This is a genomic window from Pseudonocardia sp. TMWB2A (genome assembly GCF_017312135.1).
Genome location: NZ_QKQY01000002.1, coordinates 944,595 through 961,900, shown reverse-complemented (window position 1 = coordinate 961,900; position 17,306 = coordinate 944,595). Strand labels below are relative to the sequence as shown.

The following is a 17,306-nucleotide window of genomic DNA, read 5'->3' as shown; positions in this document are numbered from 1 at the left end:
CGCCGGGAGCGGCCTCAGGCCAGGGTGATCGACCCGTCCGCGACGGTGACCTGCCGCGGGTCGAGCGGCCGCTGGGCCGGCCCGTCGACGACGGCGCCGTCGAGGGAGAAGCGGCTGTTGTGGCACGGGCAGATGATCTGCCCGTCGGTGACCTGGCTGACGGTGCAGCCCTGGTGCGGGCAGATCGCGGACAGCCCGGTGAACGTCCCCTGCTGCGGCTGGGTGACGACGACCTGCGCGTCGGCGTAGATCGCGCCGCCGCCGACCGGCACCGCGGACGCCGGGCCGAGGACGGTGCCGGGGGAGCCCTGCGGGGCGTCCCCGGTCTGGGCCTGCCCGCCGTTGTCGGTGGTGGTGGAACCGCCGCCACCGCAGGCGGCGACCGCGCCGATCGCGGCCACGCCGGCACCGGCGATCATCGCGCGGCGGCCGAGGGCGGGCCCGCCGGCGCGCGGGGCGGGGTCGGGCTCGGTGGAGGACGTCGTGGGGAGGGTCATGGCTCTCCTGGGGGAGGCCGGGCGGGGGCCCGGCGGTGTGGTGGTGGCGGCCCGGGGTTCGGGGACCCGGGCACGTGACGAGCCTCCCATGATGTCCGGTTCGAGGTGGGGCGGGTGTGTCGTTCCGCCACACCCGCGCCGTGTCCCGGGCCGCTCTCGCTACCGTGGGTGCATGCCGTACACGATGCGCCAGCCGTCGCTGGGCGTTCCCGTGCCGAGCCTGGAGATCGTCCTGGGCCTGCTGGCCTGGGTGGTCGGTGCGGGTGGTCTCGGGAACGGGTTCGCCACCGTCCTCGTCGCGCTCGGGATCTTCCTGACCGCGTACCTGTGGATCGTGCGCCGGCGCAACGCGGCGATGGCGGTGACCCTGCACCCCGAGCGGAAGCGGCGGATGCAGCGGCTGGTCGTGATCGGCGTCGCCGGGGTCGTGCTGCTGCCGTCGCTGCTGTCCCTGGTCGACTACGGCGAGCTGGCCACCGCCCTGTCCGCCGCCCTCGTCGGCGTGCTGCTGATCCAGGCGTCGACCGTGCTGGAGGAGCGCAGCCTCGTCGCGACCGGCGGCTTGGTGCTGCTCATCGCCGCGTTCGGCGCCTTCCTGGCCCTGACCTACCAGGGGCAGGGGACCGGGTCCGCGGTGCCGGTGACCGGGCTCTGCGCCGGGATCGTGCTGTGGGTCGCGGCCGCGCGCAGGCTCGGGATCCTGGAGGACCTGTCCCGGCGCTACAACGTGCGGATCCCCGGGATCCGCTGACCCGCGGCCGGGCTGGCACACTGGAGGTGCCATGTCCAGCCTCCCGCTCGTCTTCGACGCACCCCGCCGCGGTACTCCGCCCCGCCACCTCGCCGACGTCGACCCGGCCGACCGTGCCGCCGTCGCGCAGGAGCTCGGCGTACCGCGGTTCCGCCTCGACCAGTTGGCCCGCCACTGGTTCGGTCGTCTCACCGACGACCTCGACACCATGAGCGACCTCGGTGGTGACGTCCGGGAGAAGCTGCGCCCGCTGCTCCCGCCGCTGGTCACGCCGCTGACCGAGAAGGCCTGCGACGGCGGCGCCACCCGCAAGACGCTGTGGCGCGGCCACGACGGCGTGCTCGCCGAGAGCGTGCTGATGCGCTACCCGGACCGGGCGACGGTCTGCATCTCCAGCCAGGCCGGCTGCGGGATGGCGTGCCCGTTCTGCGCCACCGGCCAGGGCGGCCTGCAGCGCAACCTGTCGACCGCCGAGATCGTCGACCAGGTCCGCCGCGCCGCCGCCCAGGCCCGCGACGGCGTGCTGGACGAGCCGACCCGGCTGTCGAACGTCGTGTTCATGGGGATGGGCGAGCCGCTCGCCAACTACAAGCGGGTCGTCGCCGCCGTCCGCCGGATCACCGAGCCGGCCCCGGACGGGCTGGGCATCTCCGCGCGCGGGGTCACCGTGTCCACCGTCGGGCTCGTCCCGGCGATCGACCGGCTCCGCGAGGAGGGCATCCCGGTCACGCTGGCCATCTCGCTGCACTGCCCGGACGACGAGCTGCGCGACACCCTCGTCCCGGTCAACAACCGGTGGAAGGTGGCCGAGGTCCTCGACGCGGGCCGCCGCTACGCCACCACGACCGGCCGCCGCGTCTCCATCGAGTACGCGCTGATCCGCGACGTGAACGACCAGCCGTGGCGCGCCGACATGCTGGCGAAGGTCCTGCGGCAGCACATCGGCACGTCCCGGGTGCACGTCAACCTCATCCCGCTGAACCCGACGCCGGGCAGCGAGTGGGACGCCTCGCCGAAGCCCGTCGAGGAGGAGTTCGTGCGCCGGGTCCGCGCTGCCGGCGTCGCCTGCACCGTCCGCGACACCCGCGGCCAGGAGATCGACGCGGCCTGCGGGCAGCTCGCCGCGTCGCACCCGGGCTGACCCGCCCGGCGACCCCCTCGCGTCGCCGGGCGGACCCGCTCAGAGCCGGTCGCCGCTCTCCGGGTGGAACAGGTGCAGCCCCTCGGTCGACGGGGTCAGCGCCACCCGGTCCCCGCGCCGCGCCCCGGTGCGCCCCGCGGTCCGCACGACGACGGCGTCGTCGCGCGAGCCGGTCAGCGACGCCGTCGCCGACAGGTCACCGGAGGACTCGGCCAGGGTGCCGTAGAGGTAGGCGTCGGACCCGAGCTCCTCGACGACGTCGACCCGGGCCGGGATGCCCTCGCCGCCGTCGGGGGAGACCGTCCACTGCTCGGGACGGATGCCCAGGGTCACCTCGGTGAGCTGGTGCGCCCCGATCGTCGACCGGACGTCCTGGGGCAGCGCGACCTCCCGCCCGGCGAGGGTCACCCCGCGCTCGGTCACCTTCGCGGTGAACAGGTTCATCGCCGGCGAACCGATGAACCCGGCGACGAACGCGTTCTGCGGCCGGTCGTACAGGTCGGCCGGGCTGGCGAACTGCTGCAGCTTCCCGTCGGCGAGCAGCGCGACGCGGTCGCCCATCGTCATGGCCTCGACCTGGTCGTGGGTGACGTAGACGGTGGTGACGCCCAGGCGTCGCTGCAGCGCCGCGATCTCGGTGCGGGTCTGCACCCGCATCTTCGCGTCGAGATTCGACAGCGGCTCGTCCATCAGGAAGACCCGCGGCTCGCGCACGATCGCCCGGCCCATCGCCACGCGCTGACGCTGACCGCCGGACAGGGCACGCGGCTTGCGGTCGAGGTAGTCGGTCAGGCCGAGGATCTCGGCGGCCTCCTTGACCTTGACCGCACGCTCGGCCTTGTCGATCCCGGCCATCTTCAGCGGGAACGCCATGTTCTCCCCGACGGTCTTGTTCGGGTAGAGCGCGTAGTTCTGGAACACCATGGCGATGTCCCGGTCCCGGGAGGCGACCCCGACCATGTTCTCGCCGTCGATCCGGATCGAGCCGCCGTCGATCTCCTCGAGGCCCGCGAGCATCCGCAGCGCCGTCGACTTGCCCGATCCGGACGGCCCGACGAGCACGACGAACTCGCCGTCCTCGATCGTCAGGTCCAGCCGGTCGACGGCCGGCTTGGCTCCGGGGGTGTAGATCCGAGATGCCTGGTCGAACACCACGTCAGCCACGGCGGGCTCCCATCCTGTTCACGAACACGATCACTTGACGGCCCCGAAGGACAGGCCCTGGACCAGCTTGTTCTGGGCGATCCAGCCGGCGATGACGACCGGCAGCGCGGCTACGGTGGCCGCCGCGCAGAGACTGGCGAAGTACAGGCCCTCGGAGGTGATGAACCCGACGAGGTACACGGGCACGGTCGCGGCCCGCGAGGCGGTCAGGTTCACCGCGAAGAAGAACTCGTTCCAGGCGAAGATCATGCAGATCAGCGCGGTGGCGGCCATGCCGGGCGAGATGATCGGCAGCACGACCTCGCGCAGCGAGCGCCACAGTGACGCCCCGTCCATGCTCGCGGCCTCCAGGAGCTCCTTGGGGACCTCCAGGAAGAACGACCGCATCATCCACACCGCGATCGGCAGGTTCATCGCCGTGTAGAGCACGACGAGCGTCCAGATGTTGTCCAGCGCGCCCAGGTAGTTCACGACGACGTAGATCGGCACGATCGCCGCGACGACCGGCAGCATCTTGGTCGAGATGAAGAAGAACAGCACGTCCTGGGTCTTCTTCACCGGCCGCAGCGACAGCGCGAACGCGGCCGGGGTGCCCAGCAGGAGCACCAGGACCGTCGAGGCGACCGTCGCGAACAGCGAGTTGAGCAGGTAGGGCCCGACCCCGCCGCCGAACACCTCGGCGAAGTTGTCGAACGTGGGGACGAAGAACACCGTCGGCGGGATCGTGACGGCCTGCGCCTCGGTCTTGAAGGCGGTCATCACCATCCACAGCACGGGGAAGAAGAACCCGAGCCCGACGATCCAGGCCAGCACGCTCAGCAGCGGCCCGGCCCCGCGCGGGGCCTTCCGCGGCGTCGTCGCGGGGGTGGAGGTCCGTTCGGCGACTGCGGTCATCACGCCTCCTCGGCGGCGGAGAAGCTGCGGAAGATCAGGCGCAGCGCCAGGGTGGCGACGATGATCGTCGCGACCACGGTGACCACGCCCATCGCGGCGGACTCGCCGATGTCGAAGCCCAGGAACGCCCGCTGGTAGATGTAGAACGGCAGGTTCGCCGACGCCGTACCCGGACCGCCCTGGGTCATCATGTAGATCGTGTCGAACGTGTTGACCAGGTAGATCGCGCCGAGCACGACACCCAGCTCGATGAACCGCTGCAGGTGCGGCAGCGTCACCTCGCGGAACACCGCGAACCCGGTCGCCCCGTCCATCCGGGCGGCCTCGAGGACCTCCTGCGGCTGGGAGCCGAGCCCGGCGAGGATCAGCAGCATCATGAACGGCGTCCACTGCCACACCAGCGCGATGATCACCGCGGCCCGCGGGAAGGTGGACACCCAGTCGGTCTGCCCGGCGCCGAACGGCGAGAGCAGGAAGTTCACCAGGCCGTAGGTGGGGTCGAACAGCACCGACTTCCACAGCAGCGCACCGGCGACCGGGGTGATCAGGAACGGCGTGATGATCAGCGTCCGGACGATGCCGCGGCCGAGGAACGCGCGGTTGAGCAGCAGCGCGATCAGCAGCCCGAGCACCATCGCGATCGCGACCGCGCCCAGGGTCAGCAGGATCGAGTTCAGCGCGACGCCGCGGAACTGCGAGTCGGTGAACACCGTCGCGTAGTTCTCCAGCCCGACGAAGCGCTGGCTGCCGGGGCGCACCAGGTTCCAGGACTGCAGCGAGTACCAGATCGTCACCAGGAACGGCAGCTGCGTGACGATGATCGTGAAGATCAGCGCGGGCAGCAGCGGGGCCCGGCGGATCCAGCCGTCGCGGCGCTCCGCGGCCGGTGAGGTCTGCCGTTCCGGTGCCGCCTGCGGTGGTGCCTCTGTGGTCGTCACCGGTCGCCCCCGCTCTGCTGGTAGGACTCGCCGACGGTCTCGGCGTACTGCTGGGCCTGGTCGAGGGCCTCGTCCGCGGTCTGCTGCCCGGCGATGGCCGCGGAGATCTGCTGGCTGACCCGGGTCCCCAGGTCCTGGAACTCGGGGATCCCGACGAACTGCAGCCCGGTGTACGGGACGGGGTCGCGGGTCGGCCGGTCCTGGTCCGCGGCGTTGATCGCGGCGATGGTCTGCGGCGCGTAGGCCTTCGACGCCGCGACGTACTCGGGGATCCGGTAGGTCGACTGGCGGGCGCCGGGCGGGACCGAGGTCCAGCCGAGCTCCTCGCCGACCATCTTCTGGTACGGCTTGGACGTCATCCAGGACAGGAACTTCCAGGTCGCGTCGACCTGCTCGGGGCCCTTCTCCGCGGTGGTGCGGGGGATGGCCAGCGCCCACGAGTACAGCCAGCCCGAGGACAGGCCGTCGACGCCGGTCGGTGCCGGCGCGTAGCCGACCTTCCCGGCGACGTTGGACTGGGCCGGGTCCTCCAGCAGGCCCGCGGCGACGGTGGCGTCGAACCACATCGCGGTGTTGCCCTGGCTGAACTGGTTGCCGCACTCGGAGAACCCGGAGCCCGCGGCGCCGGCCTGGCCGTCGCGGCGGACGAGGTCGACGTAGAAGTTGACCGCCTTGCGCACCTCGGGTGAGGTCAGCTGGGCGTTCCACTGGTCGTCGAACCAGCGGCCGCCGTAGGAGTTGATCATCGCGTCGACCGGGGCCATGACCTCGCCCCAGCCGGGCTTGCCGCGCAGGCAGATGCCACCGCGGCCCTGCTCGCGGTCGGTGAGGCGGTCGGCGAACTGCGCGACCTGGTCCCAGGTCGGCTTCGCGGGCATGGTCAGCCCGGCCTGCTCGAACAGGTCCTTGCGGTACATCAGGAACGCCGACTCGCCGTAGAACGGCACCGAGTACATGTGTCCGTCGGGGCCGGACAGGGCGCCGCGGATGGTCGGGGTGAAGTCGTCCCGGTCGTAGCCGGGGGTGGCGTCCATCAGCGGGTCGAGGTCGACCAGCCAGCCGTTGCGGGCCCACTGGGGGGTCTCGTAGTTCGAGATCATCACGGCGTCGAACTCGTCGCCGCCGGTGGCGACCGACGCGGTGATCTTCGCGCGGGCCTCGTTCTCCGACAGGCTCACGAAGCGCACGGTGATGCCGGGGTTCTCGGCCTCGAACCGCGGGCTGAGCTCGATCGCGTCCTCCATCTGCGGGTTGGACACGATCGCGATCGTCACGATCCGCGTGCCCTCGGGCAGGCCGAACGTGCCGGCCCCGGCGCAGCCGGTGAGGGCGAGACCGATGACCGCCAGCAGCGCGGTGAGGACGGCGGGACGCGACCTGGTTCTCGGGCGCACGGGCACTCTCCTCGTCGTCGAGGGCTCCGACGGGTGTGCAACGGTGTGGTCCGGGACACGTCCGTCCGGTATGACCGGTGCACGGTATGCGTGGAGCAACCGCTTGCGCAACCGGTTGCCTGTACGCTGTCGCCAACCCGTGACCCGCCTCGGAGGTGTGTGATCGCGACCATGGCCGAGGTCGCCCGGCTCGCCGGGGTCTCCACCGCGACCGTGTCCCACGTCCTGAACGGCACCCGGCCCGTCCGGGAGACCACCCGCGAGCAGGTGCTGGCCGCGATGGCGCAGGTGCACTACACGCCCAACGCCGCCGCCCGCTCGCTCGCGACCGCGCGCACCCGGACCGTCGGGCTCGCGCTGTCGGCGATCTCCAACCCGTACCTGGGCGAGCTGCTGCACGCGATCGAGGACGAGTCCGCCGCGGCCGGGCACACCCTGCTGCTCGCCGACCCGCACGATGACCCGGGCTACGAGGCGACGGCCGTCGCACAGCTCCGCAGCCGCGTCGACGGCGTGCTGTTCGCCCCCTCGGGCAACTCCACCGCGACCCTGGAGGCGCTCGCCGCGCAGGGCGTGCCGACGGTACTGGTCGACCGGATGCTCGACGGCGAGCTGGACGAGGTCGGCTCGGAGAACGTCGAGCCCGTCGCCGGGCTGGTCACCCACCTGGCCGAGGCCGGGCACGCGAGCATCGGCTTCGTCGCAGGCCTGGCCGGGCTCGCGACGACCGTCGAGCGCCTCGCGGGCTACCGCCTCGGGATGCGCCGGGCCGGCCTCCCGCCCGGGCCGGTGGTGGAGGGTCGCTCGGACAGCGAGCCCGCCCGCGCCGTCGTGCGTGAGCTGCTGGCCTCGCCCGGGCGGCCCGCCGCGCTGGTCACCGGCAACAACGCGATGACGATCGGCGCCGTCCAGGCCGCCCACGACCTGGGCCTGCGCATCCCCGGGGACCTCGCACTGGCCGCGTTCGACGACTTCCCGTGGGCCGATGCGTTCAGCCCGCGCCTCACCGTCGTCGCGCAGCCGTTCGCGGACATCGGGCGCGAGGCGGTCCGGCTGCTGCTGCGCCGCATGGCCGAGCCCGAGGCGCAGCGGCGCTCGCTGCGGCTGCCGACGACCTTCGTGCACCGGGAGTCCTGCGGCTGCCGACCATGATCCTTCTCCGCGGAGCGTGCGATACCCCGCAGGGTGCGCCGGGCTCCGCGGAGAAGGATCACCGCAGCGCCGACCGGATCCGACCCACCGTGTCGCCCGGCCTGTCCCTGACGTCCTGCCAGGTGAACCGCAGCACCGTCCACCCCGCGGCGACCAGGGCGTTCTGCTTGCGCCGGTCGGCCCGGAATCGGGCCGGGTCCGAGTGGAACGCCCAGCCGTCGATCTCCACCGCGAGCCGCTCCGCCACGAACGCGACGTCCACCAGCCACGGACCGAAGGGCCATCCGAGGACGAACCCGGTGAGCCCCGCCCGTCGCAGGTGCACGACGAGGCGCCGCTCGGCCCGCGAGTCGGCCCGGTCGGCGGCCTCGACGACGAGCTCGCGGGCCCGAGCCCAGCCGTGGGTGCCGACCCCGCGCTGGAACGCGGCGAGCAGCTCGGGGAAGGGCAGTCCCCGCTGCAGCACCCGGTCGAGGAAGGTGGCGCCGTCGGCGAGGGCGACGGCCGTCTCCAGCGCGGTCAGGGCCGGTGCCGTGACGGCGACACCGCGCCGTTCCGTCCGGTCCGCCGCGTCCAGGGTGCGCCGGCGGACCCGGATCCCGTCCGGCGGTGTGCGCCGCGCGTGCGCGGGCACGGTCACCCCCACGACCGGGAACGCGGTGGTGGGCACCGACATCCGGTGCAGGAACGCCGCTGCGGGCCCGTCGACGACGGCGCCCGGCCCGGCCCACAACGCGGCGGCCACCACCCGTCCCCATGCGGTGGGCCGGTGCGACGACGCCCGGTACACCCCCGGTGCCACGACCACCAGGGCGCCGCGGGCGACCCGGCCGCGCAGTGCCTTCGCCGAGACCCCGCACGCCAGCGCCTGCCCCCGGGAGAACACGCCGTCCTGACCGCGCAGCACCGTGTCGAGGTCCATGCGGCGCACCCTGGCCGGGAGCCGCGCGCGCCACGGGCGAACGCGGGGAGCCGTTCGCAGTAGTGATCCTTCTCCGCGGAGTCCGGGGTCCCCCGCAGGGCGGTGCGGGTTCCACGGAGAAGGATCACCCGCGCCCGGCGAGCACCTCCGCGAGGTCGAAGGTCACCGGGCGCTCCAGCTGCTCGTAGGTGCACGAGGCGGGCTCGCGGTCCGGGCGCCACCGCACGAACTGGGTGGTGTGGCGGAACCGCTCGCCCTCCATGTAGTCGTAGCGGACCTCGACCACCCGCTCCGGGCGCAGCGGGACGAAGGACAGGTCCTTGCCGGCGTTCCACCGGCTCGTCTCGGACTTGCGCGGGGTGCGCTCGCCCTCCAGCTGCTTCGCCCAGGCCCACGGGTGGTCGTCGAAGTCGGTGACCAGCGGCTGCAGCTCGGTCATGAGCTCGCGGCGGCGTGCCATCGGGAACGCCCCGACGACCCCGACCGACACGAGCACCCCGCGGGCGTCGTGCAGGCCCAGCAGCAACGACCCGACGGCGTCCGGACCGGACTTGTGCACCCGGTACCCGGCGACGACGCAGTCCGCGGTCCGCTCGTGCTTCACCTTGGTCATGACGCGCTTGTCGGGCTGGTAGGTCCCGGCCGGGTCCTTCGCGATGAGCCCGTCGAGCCCGGCGCCCTCGAACTTCTCGAACCAGCGGCGCGCGGTGCCGGTGTCGTCGGTGAGCGGGGTGAGGTGCACCGGCGGGGCGACGCCGGCGAACGCCTCCTCCAGCAGCGCGCGGCGCTCGGCGAACGGGCGCGCGGTGAGGTCGTCGTCGCCGAGGGCCAGCAGGTCGAAGGCCACGAACGACGCCGGCGTCTCGGTCGAGAGCAGCGTCACCCGGCTGGCCGCGGGGTGGATCCGCTGCTGGAGCGCCTCGAAGTCCAGCGCGTTCCCGGAGGCGACGACGATCTCCCCGTCGACGACCGCGCGCGGCGGAAAGTGCGCCTTCACCGCCTCGACGACCTCGGGGAAGTAGCGGGTCATCGGCTTCTCGTTGCGGGAGCCGATCTCGACCTCGTCGCCGTCGCGGAAGACGATCGAGCGGAAGCCGTCCCACTTGGGCTCGTAGAGCCTGCCCTCGGGGATCGACGGGGCGGGCTTGGCCAGCATCGGCTTCACCGGGGGCATCACGGGCAGGTCCACGGCGGACGAGTCTCCTCTCGATCGTCGGCGCGAGCATCCCGGCTCGCCCGTCCGAGGGGGGACCGGCCGGGTGGGCCAGACTGATCGGTGTGGGACGACTGCCCGACCGGGAGGCGCTGGAGCGGGCGCGGGACGCGACGATCGACGACGTCCTGCCCGGGCCCGGCGACCCGCCGCTGCGGGTGCTGTTCTGCGGCATCAACCCCGGCCTGGTGTCGGCGGCGACCGGGCACCACTTCGCCCGTCCCGGCAACCGGTTCTGGCCGGTGCTGCACGGGGCCGGGTTCACCCCGCGCCTGCTGGCACCGGCCGAGCAGGGCGAGCTGGCGCGGCTCGGGCTCGGCATCACGAACATGGCGCCCCGGGCCACCGCGCGGGCCGACGAGCTGTCCGACGACGAGGTCGTCGCCGGTGGGGAGCGGCTGCGCGCGCTGGTCGCGGCGCGGGAGCCGGGGTGGCTGGCCGTCGTCGGGATCGGGGCCTACCGGACCGCGTTCGGGCGGCGCGACGCGGCGGTGGGGGAGCAGACCGACCGGCTGGGGGCGACCGGGATCTGGGTGCTGCCGAACCCCTCGGGGCTCAACGCGCACTGGTCGCGCGCGGCGATGGTCGCCGAGTTCGCGCGGCTGCGGGCCCGCGCCCGGGAGCAGGGGCCGGTTTAGGCCCCCGGGGTCGTCGCGCGCAGGAACAGCCCGAGCGCCAGGCCGACGGCGAGGAAGACCAGCAGCCACCACCACGTGCCGGACAGCACCCACACGGCGGACCCGACGGCGAGACCGCCGCCGATCCCGTACCCGAGTCGGTTCAACCTGTCCTTGCGTGGCCCGTCGTCCATGGGCGCCGAGCCTAGCGGCCGCCTCCGTCGAGATCGGGCAGATCGGGCGTCTCGGCGCCGTCGCGCTCGTCGCGGTCGGCCCACTCCAGCAGCGGCTCGATGCCGAACACGGCCTCGTCGATGCCGGCGTGCAGGTCGCCCAGCTCGGCGTAGCGGGCCGGGACGGTGGCGATCGTGAAGTCCCGGGGCTCGCAGTCGTCGACTTCGTCCCAGGTCACCGGGGCCGACACCCGCGCGTCGGGGGTGCCGCGCACCGAGTAGGCGCAGGCGATCGTGTGGTCGCGGGCGTTCTGGTTGTAGTCGACGAAGACCGTCGACGGGTCGCGGTCCTTGCGCCACCAGGACAGGTCGACGCGGTCGCAGCGTCGCTCCACCTCGCGGGCGAACGCGTGCGCGGCGCGGCGGACGTCGGCGAATCCGTGGTCGGGCGGGATGCGCACGTAGACGTGCAGCCCGGAGCCGCCGGAGGTCTTCGGGAACCCGGTCGCGCCCAGCTCGTCGAGCACCTCGTGCACCACACCGGCGACGCGGCGGACGTCGGCCCAGGACGCGTCGGGCATCGGGTCCAGGTCGATGCGCCACTCGTCGGGGGACTCGACGTCGGCGGCGCGGGAGTTCCAGGGGTGGAACTCGACCGTCGACATCTGGACCGCCCAGACGACGTCGGCCGGGTGGGCGACGCACAGCTCGTCGGCGGTGCGGTTGTACCGCGGGAAGGTCACGCGGACGGTGCGGACCCAGTCGGGGGCGCCGCGCGGCAGCCGCTTCTGGTGCACCTTCTCCCCGGTGACGCCGGTGGGGAAGCGGTGCAGCATGCACGGCCGGTCGCGCAGCGCGCGGACGACGCCGTCGCCGACGGCGGTGTAGTAGTCGGCCAGGTCCCGCTTGGTCTCGCCCCGCTCCGGGAAGTAGACGCGGTCGGGGCTGGACAGCCGCACCACGCGGTCGCCGATCGTCAGCTCGACCGGCTCACCCGCACCGCGCGCGGCCACCCGACGGGGTCAGAGCCGGCGACGCCGACGGTAGACCGGGAGCGCGACCGCACCGATCAGGCAGACGACGGCGGGCACGGCCGAGAAGAGGAACTCGGTCCAGCTGGTCGGGTGGCCGATCGTGAACAGCAGCAGCGCGATGCCGGCGACGGCGGCCGCGATCGGCAGACCCTTGGAGAAGTTCTGGTGCCAACCCCAGTCGACCGACGGCTCGTCCGCCGGGTCGACGCCGGACCTGATCGCGATCTCGCGCGTCCTGCTCGGGACTGCGTTGCTCGCCACTGCCTTGCTGGCCACTGGGGTTCCTCCTGGTCCGGCTCCGTGCGGGGTCATCGTCGCACAGCTCGCGGGGCGAGGATGATGTGCCGTGATGAAGTCACTCGTCGTGTTGGGCAGCACCGGGTCGATCGGCACCCAGGCCCTGGACGTGATCACCCGCGCCGGCGGGTTCACGGTGTCCGGGCTGGCCGCGGGCGGATCGGACGTGGACCTGCTGGTGTCCCAGGTCCGCGCGCACCGGGTCGGGCGGGTCGCGGTCGCGTCCGCCGCGGCGGCGGTGCGGCTGCGGGAGGAGCTGCCCGGCGTCGAGGTGCTCGACGGCCCGGACGCCGCGACCGAGCTGGTCACCGCCTGCGGCGCCGACATCGTCCTGAACGGCATCACCGGCTCCCGCGGCCTCGGCCCGACCCTGGCCGCGCTCGCCACCGGCGCCCGGCTCGCGCTGGCGAACAAAGAGTCGCTGGTCGCGGGCGGCCCGCTGGTGTCGGCGGCGGCCGCGCCGGGCCAGATCGTGCCGGTCGACTCCGAGCACTCCGCGCTCGCGCAGTGCCTGCGCGGCGGACGGGAGTCCGAGGTCGACCGGCTGGTCCTCACCGCCTCGGGCGGCCCGTTCCGCGGCCGGTCGCGCGCGTCACTGCGGGACGTGACCGTCGAGCAGGCCCTCAAGCACCCGACCTGGGACATGGGCCCGGTCATCACGATCAACTCGGCGACGCTGGTGAACAAGGGCCTCGAGGTGATCGAGGCGCACCTGCTGTTCGGGGTGCCCTACGACCGCATCGACGTCACCGTGCACCCGCAGTCGATCGTGCACTCGATGGTCACCTTCACCGACGGCTCGACGATCGCGCAGGCGTCGCCGCCGGACATGCGGCTGCCGATCGCGCTGGCGCTCGGCTGGCCGGACCGCATCGCCGGCGCCTCGGCGCCGTGCCGGTGGGACACCGCGCAGAGCTGGACCTTCGAGCCCCTCGACGACGACGCGTTCCCCGGTGTGCGGCTGGCCCGCGCCGCCGGGACCACGGGCGGCTGCCTGCCCGCGGTGCTCAACGCGGCCAACGAGGAGCTCGTCGAGGCGTTCGTCGCCGGGGCGATCGGCTACACCGACGTCACCGACCTGCTCGGCGGGGTACTGGAGGCGGCCGACGCCTGGACGGGTGACCCGGCTACCGTGGACGACGTGCTGGCTGCCGAGACCTGGGCCCGCGCCCACGCGCGCGAGAAGGCGGGAACGTGACCATCGTCTGGACGGTCGTCGGTATCGCGATCTTCTTCTTCGGGCTGCTGCTGTCGATCGCCTGGCACGAGCTCGGGCACTTCACCACGGCCCGCTGGTTCGGGATCAAGGTCCCGGAGTTCATGGTCGGCTTCGGCCGCACCCTCTGGTCGGTGCGGCGCGGCGAGACCGAGTACGGCATCAAGATGATCCCGCTGGGCGGCTACGTCCGGATGATCGGGATGCTGCCGCCCGCGAAGGGCGGGACGCTCGGCCGCAACCGTCGCACCGGTCCCTTCCAGGGGCTGATGGACGACGCGCGGCGCCAGTCGCAGGCCGACGTGCTCCCGCAGGACGCGGACCGGCAGTTCTGGACCCGGTCGCCGTGGAAGCGGATCATCGTCATGTTCGCCGGGCCGTTCATGAACCTGATCCTGGCGATCGCGCTGTTCTTCGTGACGCTGATGGGCGTCGGGGTGCTCACCCCGACCACCCAGATCTCCGCGCTCGAGGAGTGCGTCCTCCCGGTCACCGCGGTGCAGAACGGCGCGCCCGACCGCTGCCCGGCGGGCGCCCCGCGGGCCCCGGCGCTGGCCGCGGGCGTGCAGCCCGACGACCGGATCGTCGCCGTCGCCGGCCGCGAGTTCGGCGCGGACGAGGGCGAGGCCGTGCAGGACGCAATCCGCGCGTCGTCCGGGCCCACGCCGATCGTCGTCGAGCGCAACGGGCAGCAGATCCCGCTGACCGTGGACGTCATCCCCAACACGCTGCCGGACCGCGAGTCGGACGACCCGAACGCCACGATCACCGCCGGCTACCTGGGCGTGCTGCTGAACACGAACTACCAGCCGCTCACCGCGGGGGAGACGGTCGGGCGGATCGGCGACGGCATGGCCCGCACCGCCGAGGCGATCACCCAGATCCCGGCCCGGATCCCGGCGCTGTTCGGCGCCGCGTTCCTTGGTGAGGAGCGGGGCGAGAACAGCCCGATGGGCGTCGTCGGCGTCTCCCGGATCGGTGGCGAGATCCTCGCCCAGCAGAACGTGCCCTGGCAGCAGGACGTGTCGCTGTTCCTGAACATGCTCGCCGCGGTGAACCTGTCGCTGTTCTTCCTGAACCTGCTGCCGGTCCCGCCGCTGGACGGCGGCCAGATCGTCCCGGCGATCTGGGAGGCGATCAAGCGCAACACCGCGAAGCTGCTCGGACGCCCCGACCCCGGGCCGGTCGACGCGGCCAAGCTGCTACCCGTCGCCTACGTCTTCGTGATCGTCTTCCTGGGGTTCTCGGTCATGGTCGCGATCGCCGACATCGTCAACCCGGTGCGGCTGTTCGGGTGAGCGCAGCACCCGAGGGCGCACGCCCGCTGGCGGTCTTCGACATCGACGGCGTCCTCGCCGACGTCTCGCACCGGCTGCACTACCTCGACGTGCACCGGTGGGAGAAGTTCTTCGCCGCCGCGCACGCCGACCCGCTGCTCGACGAGGGCGCGGACCGGCTGCGCGCGGCCCAGGGCGAGTACGACGTCATCTACCTGACCGGCCGCCCCGAGCGGAACCGCAGGCTGACCGAGACCTGGCTGAAGGGCTTCGGCCTGCCGACCGGGCCGCTGTTCATGCGCCCCGACGACGACCACCGCCCCGCCCGCTACGTCAAGCGCGAGGTCCTGCGGCTGCTCGCCCGTGAGCGGGAGATCGCGATGATCCTTGACGACGACCCCGCCGTGGTGCGGGTGCTGACCGACGACGGGTGGCCGGTGGAGCTGGCGACCTGGCTGCCGCACAGCTCGACGCTGCAGGACGCGCAGGAGAACCAGGGCCGCACGTAGTGCCCCTGCTCACCGGGTACGGCGGGTCCCGCGGCGCGGTGGGATAGTGGAGGTCGTGAGCGTCTCCCTGGGTATGCCGTCCGCGCCCGCGCCGACCCTGGCCCCGCGCCGGAGGACGCGGCAGCTGCAGGTCGGCCCGGTCGGTGTCGGATCCGACCACCCGATCTCCGTCCAGTCCATGACGACCACCCTGACCTCCGACGTCAACGCGACCCTCCAGCAGATCGCCGAGCTGACCGCGGCCGGCTGCGACATCGTGCGCGTCGCCTGCCCGTCCGCCGACGACGCCGAGGCCCTGCCTGCGATCGCGCAGAAGTCGCAGATCCCGGTGATCGCCGACATCCACTTCCAGCCCAAGTACGTGTTCGCCGCGATCGAGGCCGGCTGCGCCGCGGTGCGGGTGAACCCGGGCAACATCCGCAAGTTCGACGACCAGGTCAAGGAGATCGCGCAGGCCGCGAAGGACCACGGCACGCCGATCCGGATCGGGGTCAACGCGGGCTCGCTCGACAAGCGCCTGATGGAGAAGTACGGCAAGGCGACGCCCGAGGCGCTCGCCGAGTCGGCCATGTGGGAGGCGGGCCTGTTCGCCGAGCACGACTTCCACGACATCAAGATCTCGGTCAAGCACAACGACCCGGTCGTCATGGTGCGGGCCTACGAGCTGCTCGCCGAGCAGTGCGACTACCCGCTGCACCTGGGCGTCACCGAGGCCGGGCCCGCGTTCCAGGGCACGATCAAGTCGGCCGTCGCGTTCGGGGCGCTGCTGCGCCAGGGCATCGGCGACACCATCCGGGTCTCGCTGTCCGCGCCGCCGGTCGAGGAGATCAAGGTCGGCCAGCAGATCCTCGAGTCGCTGAACCTGCGCCCGCGCAAGCTCGAGATCGTGTCCTGCCCGTCCTGCGGGCGGGCCCAGGTCGACGTCTACACCCTCGCCGACGAGGTCACCGCCGGTCTGACCGGCATGGAGGTCCCGCTGCGCGTGGCCGTCATGGGCTGCGTCGTCAACGGTCCCGGTGAGGCCCGCGAGGCCGATCTGGGCGTCGCCTCCGGCAACGGCAAGGGCCAGATCTTCGTCAAGGGCGAGGTCATCAAGACCGTCCCCGAGCACAAGATCGTGGAGACGCTGATCGAGGAGGCCACGCGGCTCGCCGAGGAGATGGGCGACAGCGTGGACGGTGTGACGGGTGAACCGCAGGTGACCGTCGGCTGAGCGAGTGCCGGTACCGGACGGGCGTCGGCGTGGCATCATGAACCCGTGCTGAGGGTGGCCGGAGCACGGCTTCTCGACGATCGTCACCGCTCCGGGGTGCACGACGTGCTCGACGCCGACCCGGTCGCCGCGTGCATGGTCGCCTCCCGCATCGAGGCGGTCGGCCTCGACCCGTGGCGGCTGGGCGGTGAGCTGTGGTCCCACGGGGCCCCGGCGGACGGTCTGTGCTTCTCCGGGGCGAACCTGGTGCCGCTGCGCGGTGACCGGGCGGCGCTGCGTGCCTTCGCCGACCGGGCCCGCCGGGCCGGACGGGTGTGCTCGTCGCTGGTGGGGCGGGCCGAGCTCGTCCTGCCGCTGTGGGAGGAGCTCGCACCGGGCTGGGGCCCGGCCCGCGAGATCCGGCCCGACCAGCCGCTGATGACCCTCGAACGGCCGCCGATGATCGCGCCCGACACCCGGGTGCGTCCGGTCCGCATCTCCGAGCTCGACCGCTACCTGCCGGCCGCCGTCGCGATGTTCACCGAGGAGGTCGGCGTCGACCCCCGCGAGGGCGACGGCGGGGCGGGCTACCGGGCCCGGGTCGCCGAGCTGATCACCTCCGGGCGGGCGTTCGCCCGGTTCCACGACGGCGAGGTCGTGTTCAAGGCCGAGATCGGCGCCCTGTCGCGCACCGTCGGCCAGATCCAGGGGGTCTGGGTGAACCCGGCCTGGCGCGGGCACGGGCTCGGCACGGCCGGGACCTCGGCGGTCGCCGTCGCGCTCGCCGGGATGGGCCGCCGCGCCAGCCTGTACGTCAACGCCTTCAACGCCCCGGCCAGGGCCGCGTACCAGCGGGTGGGCTTCGTCCAGGTCGCACGGTTCGCCACCGTCCTGTTCTGACCACGATCGAGTGGCGGTACTTGAC

The 17,306-nt window shown here is 72.9% G+C and carries 19 protein-coding genes; 9 read left to right on the top strand and 10 right to left on the bottom strand.

Annotated elements, in window-relative coordinates; all coding sequences use genetic code 11:
* Positions 1–14 precede the first annotated feature (14 nt).
* A complete protein-coding gene (locus DMP17_RS18930; protein WP_226355761.1) occupies positions 15–497 on the bottom strand; it encodes a Rieske (2Fe-2S) protein in 483 nt (160 codons plus the stop codon).
* 172 nt (positions 498–669) lie between these two features.
* Here DMP17_RS18930 and DMP17_RS18925 point away from each other — a divergent pair, with 172 nt between their 5' ends.
* A complete protein-coding gene (locus DMP17_RS18925; RefSeq protein ID WP_337830210.1) occupies positions 670–1,248 on the top strand; it encodes a hypothetical protein in 579 nt (192 codons plus the stop codon).
* Between the two features lie 31 nt (positions 1,249–1,279).
* Positions 1,280–2,389 carry a 23S rRNA (adenine(2503)-C(2))-methyltransferase RlmN gene (rlmN, locus tag DMP17_RS18920; protein ID WP_062401040.1) on the top strand — a complete coding sequence of 370 codons (1,110 nt, stop codon included), beginning with the start codon at positions 1,280–1,282 and terminating at the stop codon, positions 2,387–2,389.
* A gap of 39 nt (positions 2,390–2,428) precedes the next feature.
* Here the strand turns inward: rlmN and DMP17_RS18915 are convergent, their stop codons facing one another.
* Genes DMP17_RS18915 through DMP17_RS18900 form a run of 4 tightly spaced genes read right to left on the bottom strand, consistent with a single transcriptional unit; the run spans position 2,429 to position 6,779 of the window.
* Positions 2,429–3,553 (bottom strand): ABC transporter ATP-binding protein, encoded by a 1,125-nt coding sequence (locus tag DMP17_RS18915; RefSeq protein WP_208822439.1) that lies wholly within the window; start codon positions 3,551–3,553, stop codon positions 2,429–2,431.
* A 30-nt stretch (positions 3,554–3,583) separates the two neighbouring features.
* A complete protein-coding gene (locus DMP17_RS18910; protein WP_178376840.1) occupies positions 3,584–4,447 on the bottom strand; it encodes a carbohydrate ABC transporter permease in 864 nt (287 codons plus the stop codon).
* On the bottom strand, positions 4,447–5,385 hold the full coding sequence (locus DMP17_RS18905; RefSeq protein WP_373324099.1) for a carbohydrate ABC transporter permease: 939 nt from the start codon (positions 5,383–5,385) through the stop codon (positions 4,447–4,449). Before DMP17_RS18905 ends, DMP17_RS18910 begins: the two co-directional genes overlap by 1 nt.
* Entirely contained in the window at positions 5,382–6,779 is a 1,398-nt protein-coding gene (locus DMP17_RS18900) for an ABC transporter substrate-binding protein (protein WP_226355763.1), read from the bottom strand. The genes DMP17_RS18905 and DMP17_RS18900 overlap by 4 nt, the downstream gene beginning before the upstream one ends.
* A 159-nt stretch (positions 6,780–6,938) precedes the next feature.
* On the opposite strand from DMP17_RS18900, the gene DMP17_RS18895 reads away from it, so the two are divergent.
* A complete protein-coding gene (locus DMP17_RS18895; protein WP_337830209.1) occupies positions 6,939–7,931 on the top strand; it encodes a LacI family DNA-binding transcriptional regulator in 993 nt (330 codons plus the stop codon).
* A 58-nt stretch (positions 7,932–7,989) separates the two neighbouring features.
* Here DMP17_RS18895 and DMP17_RS18890 read toward each other — a convergent pair whose 3' ends face one another.
* Complete coding sequence (locus DMP17_RS18890; RefSeq protein WP_226365966.1) at positions 7,990–8,853, bottom strand: type IV toxin-antitoxin system AbiEi family antitoxin domain-containing protein; 864 nt, start codon at positions 8,851–8,853, stop codon at positions 7,990–7,992.
* A 124-nt stretch (positions 8,854–8,977) separates the two neighbouring features.
* A complete protein-coding gene (locus DMP17_RS18885; protein WP_226355766.1) occupies positions 8,978–10,042 on the bottom strand; it encodes an ATP-dependent DNA ligase in 1,065 nt (354 codons plus the stop codon).
* An 89-nt stretch (positions 10,043–10,131) separates the two neighbouring features.
* On the opposite strand from DMP17_RS18885, the gene mug reads away from it, so the two are divergent.
* Positions 10,132–10,704, top strand: coding sequence for a G/U mismatch-specific DNA glycosylase (gene mug / locus DMP17_RS18880; RefSeq protein WP_337830208.1), 573 nt, complete (start codon positions 10,132–10,134; stop codon positions 10,702–10,704).
* Here mug and DMP17_RS18875 read toward each other — a convergent pair.
* Genes DMP17_RS18875 through DMP17_RS18865 form a run of 3 tightly spaced genes read right to left on the bottom strand, consistent with a single transcriptional unit; the run spans position 10,701 to position 12,166 of the window.
* Entirely contained in the window at positions 10,701–10,877 is a 177-nt protein-coding gene (locus DMP17_RS18875; protein ID WP_226355768.1) for a hypothetical protein, read from the bottom strand. The two genes, mug and DMP17_RS18875, sit on opposite strands and share 4 nt — an antisense overlap.
* 11 nt (positions 10,878–10,888) lie before the next feature.
* On the bottom strand, positions 10,889–11,869 hold the full coding sequence (gene ligD, locus DMP17_RS18870; RefSeq protein WP_226365964.1) for a non-homologous end-joining DNA ligase: 981 nt from the start codon (positions 11,867–11,869) through the stop codon (positions 10,889–10,891).
* A gap of 9 nt (positions 11,870–11,878) precedes the next feature.
* Entirely contained in the window at positions 11,879–12,166 is a 288-nt protein-coding gene (locus DMP17_RS18865; protein ID WP_226355770.1) for a DUF2631 domain-containing protein, read from the bottom strand.
* Positions 12,167–12,239: 73 nt separating this feature from the next.
* Between DMP17_RS18865 and dxr the strand changes: the two genes are divergently transcribed.
* From dxr to DMP17_RS18840, 5 genes are read left to right on the top strand one after another with little or no spacing between them, the layout of a single operon-like run.
* Positions 12,240–13,385, top strand: coding sequence for a 1-deoxy-D-xylulose-5-phosphate reductoisomerase (dxr, locus tag DMP17_RS18860; RefSeq protein ID WP_226365963.1), 1,146 nt, complete (start codon positions 12,240–12,242; stop codon positions 13,383–13,385).
* The gene (locus tag DMP17_RS18855) at positions 13,382–14,701 is read left to right on the top strand and encodes a M50 family metallopeptidase (RefSeq protein WP_337830207.1); all 1,320 of its coding nucleotides are present in this window, start codon (positions 13,382–13,384) and stop codon (positions 14,699–14,701) included. The genes dxr and DMP17_RS18855 overlap by 4 nt, the downstream gene beginning before the upstream one ends.
* On the top strand, positions 14,698–15,189 hold the full coding sequence (locus tag DMP17_RS18850; RefSeq protein WP_226365961.1) for a phosphatase domain-containing protein: 492 nt from the start codon (positions 14,698–14,700) through the stop codon (positions 15,187–15,189). The genes DMP17_RS18855 and DMP17_RS18850 overlap by 4 nt, the downstream gene beginning before the upstream one ends.
* A gap of 55 nt (positions 15,190–15,244) precedes the next feature.
* Positions 15,245–16,402, top strand: coding sequence for a flavodoxin-dependent (E)-4-hydroxy-3-methylbut-2-enyl-diphosphate synthase (gene ispG, locus DMP17_RS18845; RefSeq protein WP_337830206.1), 1,158 nt, complete (start codon positions 15,245–15,247; stop codon positions 16,400–16,402).
* A gap of 45 nt (positions 16,403–16,447) precedes the next feature.
* The gene (locus DMP17_RS18840) at positions 16,448–17,281 is read left to right on the top strand and encodes a GNAT family N-acetyltransferase (RefSeq protein ID WP_226355774.1); all 834 of its coding nucleotides are present in this window, start codon (positions 16,448–16,450) and stop codon (positions 17,279–17,281) included.
* The last annotated feature ends 25 nt before the right edge of the window (positions 17,282–17,306 follow it).

What these genes read in the sequence shown, in the direction of transcription:
- DMP17_RS18930 (WP_226355761.1), bottom strand. Translation starts at nt 497, where the DNA reads ATGACCCTCCCCACGACGTCCTCCACCGAGCCCGACCCCGCCCCGCGC.
- DMP17_RS18925 (WP_337830210.1), top strand. Translation starts at nt 670, where the DNA reads ATGCCGTACACGATGCGCCAGCCGTCGCTGGGCGTTCCCGTGCCGAGC.
- rlmN (WP_062401040.1), top strand. Translation starts at nt 1,280, where the DNA reads ATGTCCAGCCTCCCGCTCGTCTTCGACGCACCCCGCCGCGGTACTCCG.
- DMP17_RS18910 (WP_178376840.1), bottom strand. Translation starts at nt 4,447, where the DNA reads ATGACCGCAGTCGCCGAACGGACCTCCACCCCCGCGACGACGCCGCGG.
- DMP17_RS18890 (WP_226365966.1), bottom strand. Translation starts at nt 8,853, where the DNA reads ATGGACCTCGACACGGTGCTGCGCGGTCAGGACGGCGTGTTCTCCCGG.
- DMP17_RS18875 (WP_226355768.1), bottom strand. Translation starts at nt 10,877, where the DNA reads ATGGACGACGGGCCACGCAAGGACAGGTTGAACCGACTCGGGTACGGG.
- dxr (WP_226365963.1), top strand. Translation starts at nt 12,240, where the DNA reads ATGAAGTCACTCGTCGTGTTGGGCAGCACCGGGTCGATCGGCACCCAG.